The organism is Pelomicrobium sp. (assembly GCF_036803785.1).
Taxonomy (GTDB): Bacteria; Pseudomonadota; Gammaproteobacteria; order Burkholderiales; family UBA6910; genus Pelomicrobium.
The window spans coordinates 1-2480 of record NZ_DAIRTR010000235.1 but is presented as its reverse complement, the minus strand read 5'-3'; the positions used below and the strand labels follow the sequence as shown (position 1 = coordinate 2480).

The window sequence follows — 2480 nt, the reverse complement described above, 5'->3', positions numbered from 1 at the left end:
GAATAAGGTGGCGATAAAGCCGGTAATAAACCAAGAGGTAAAAAGTGCGCCTGAAGGGCACAAACGAGCGCTTCGAGCGGCTGGTCATGGCGCACATGGACGCCGCCTACAATCTGGCGTATTGGATCACCCGAGACCCCCACGAAGCCGAGGAAGCGGTGCAGGAAGCGCTGCTGCGGGCCTACCGGTTCTTCGATTCGTTCCACGGCGAAAATGGAAAGGCCTGGTTGCTGGGAATTGTCCGCAATACCTGCTACACCCTGTACAGCCGCAACCGGCCATCCCGGGAGCAGGAGGCATTCGACGAGGAGCAGCACACCCCCAACGGCCCCGCCGGGGAGCTCACCCTGTCCGATCCGGAAGCGGCGGCGATCCGGCATGCCGAGCGGGACTTGGTGAGCCGGGCGATCGAGGCGCTTCCAGTGGAGTATCGGGAGGCGCTAGTGTTGCGGGAGCTAGAAGGAATGTCCTACAAGGAGATCGCCCAGCTCTTGGGCATTCCCATGGGAACGGTGATGTCTCGACTCGCCCGGGGACGCAGTCTCATACAGCGCGCCCTGGCCGCCCACTTCAGACAGGAAGATCGAGGATGAACTGCCACGAAACCCGCGAGCTGCTCCACGCCTATGGGGACGGGGAACTAGACCTGGTCACCTCACTGGCGCTGGAGCGGCACCTGGCCGGATGTGATGCCTGCCGGAGGCGGTACGTCGCGGCCCTCGCGGTGCGAGAAGCGGTGGTACGCGGCGCGGCTCGCCACTCGGCGCCGCCGCGCCTGAAGCGCAGGCTACAGCGCCGACTCCGCACGCTCCGGGCCGCTGACGCGGAGAGCCGCTGGCGGCGCTGGCTCTTTGCCCTCACCCTTCCGGTTGCCGGTGGCGCGCTGGCCTTCGCCCTGTGGATAGGGGTCCTCAAGCCCGAAACGGCTCCCTTCGCCGCGGCCGCGATGGAGAAGGTGATCTATCACATCAACGACAGCAGCAACGCCGCCGCCGCGTTGCGCAATCTGTCCAACCACCTGGAACAGTCCCCCAACGCCCGCATCGTGGTGGTGGCCCACAACGAGGGGGTAGATTTCCTTCTCCAGGGCGCCCGGGACAAGGAAGGCCGGCCGTTCGCGGTAATGGTGTCGGAGCTCAAGGCCCGGGGCGTGGATTTCCGGGTCTGCGGCAACACCCTGGCCCGACGGCACATCGAGCCGAGTCGCCTCATCCCCCAAGCCACCCTGGTCCCCTCGGGGGTCGCCGAGATCGCCCGACTCCAGACCCGGGAAGGTTTCCGTTACCTGAAGCCCTGAGCCGGTGTCGGACCCCGACACGCTCGGCCGTACAATAGAAGTGCGGGCGCCCGAGACAGCGTCCGGTCGATCCCGAAAACACCGCGGCGCGTGAAAGTCTGCAAGCATCTGTTGATCCGCGGCCACGTCCAGGGCGTGGGATTCCGCTTCTCCATGGCACGCAAGGCCCGGGAGCTGGGCGTGACCGGCTGGGTGCGCAACCGCCCGGACGGTGAGGTGGAGGCCACAGTGGAAGGTAGTCCGGAGGCGGTGGAGGCCATGATCGCCTGGACGCGAAAAGGCCCTGCGGGTGCCCACGTCGTTGCCGTGGACATCCGCGAGGAAGCAGGCGGTGGTTACGCGGATTTCGAGATCTGGCGATAAAGGGCCGCCTCGGAAACGGCGAGATGATCTGCGAGCTTGTTTGACGAACCCCAGAAGTCCCCCGACACCTCATCTTTTCCTCCGCTCGAGCCCGCTGCCCAACCTGCCGTGCCTCAGGTGAAGCCGGCCCTGGGTGCAAAAGTACTGGCTGGCTTCGGCATCGCCTTGCGGCGTTGTGCCGCGCCGTGGGCGAGGCAATCGTCATTTCGTTTTCCCGGGGCGAGTGCCGGACATCCCCTGGGAGCGACATGGGCCTCGTGGCTCCGGTTCCTCTGTTGGCTGCCCCAGGAAGAGAGGGGAGCTGGAAGCGGTGAGCGCCAATGCGCTGAGGCAAACCTTTGCGATGCCCCGGCGCTCGCCACGGGACGCTTCGCGATGCCCGCGGGGCCCGGGTTGAGCATGGAGCCCGACCTTGCGCAAGCACGCCGCTGGCTCACTCGCCATGAGGCGGGCCGGGCGGCAACGCCCGAGCTGCGCCAGCATGCGCATCTGCGCCAGGACCGCTTCGGCAAGCTTGTCCCAGGCGATGCCCTCCGGTGCCGGGGGGCTGAAGACTTTGATCGTCTCCTGCGCCGTGACGATCTGGCAGAGAAGCAAATCGTGGCTCTCGACGGCGATGTCTTCGGGAGGCCGAAGCGCAAGCACGATGGTGGCGACCGGCCCCGCCGGATCGCAAGAGCTCCCACAGGATCGCGTACTCCAGACCGGCATAGCCATGGCCTTTGCCCCGAGCCGGCGCCCGCCCTGGATCATCGCCATCGAACCCATCAGCCCCAGGCCGATCCGGGGAGGCTCCTGCAGCGCGACGGCCGCGTCCCAC

3 protein-coding genes and 1 pseudogene are annotated in these 2480 nt (G+C 66.6%); 3 read left to right on the top strand and 1 reads right to left on the bottom strand.

The window, feature by feature from the left end; translation table 11 throughout:
• The first annotated feature begins 44 nt into the window (after window positions 1–44).
• The 3 genes from V7Q81_RS15720 to V7Q81_RS15710 all read left to right on the top strand — a co-directional run bounded on the left by V7Q81_RS15720 (window position 45) and on the right by V7Q81_RS15710 (window position 1660).
• Window positions 45–593, top strand: a complete 549-nt coding sequence (locus tag V7Q81_RS15720) for a sigma-70 family RNA polymerase sigma factor (protein ID WP_333845218.1) — start codon at window positions 45–47, stop codon at window positions 591–593.
• Entirely contained in the window at window positions 590–1297 is a 708-nt protein-coding gene (locus V7Q81_RS15715; protein ID WP_333845216.1) for a DsrE family protein, read from the top strand. The genes V7Q81_RS15720 and V7Q81_RS15715 overlap by 4 nt, the downstream gene beginning before the upstream one ends.
• Before the next feature lie 90 nt (window positions 1298–1387).
• Window positions 1388–1660: an acylphosphatase gene (locus tag V7Q81_RS15710; protein WP_333845214.1), complete on the top strand. Its 273-nt coding sequence runs from the start codon at window positions 1388–1390 to the stop codon at window positions 1658–1660.
• A gap of 201 nt (window positions 1661–1861) precedes the next feature.
• Here V7Q81_RS15710 and V7Q81_RS15705 read toward each other — a convergent pair.
• Window positions 1862–2480, bottom strand: a pseudogene (locus V7Q81_RS15705) (hypothetical protein); the annotation flags it as partial.

Bases quoted from the DNA above. Each gene is read 5' to 3' on its own strand.
- V7Q81_RS15715 (WP_333845216.1), top strand. From the start codon at position 590: ATGAACTGCCACGAAACCCGCGAGCTGCTCCACGCCTATGGGGACGGG.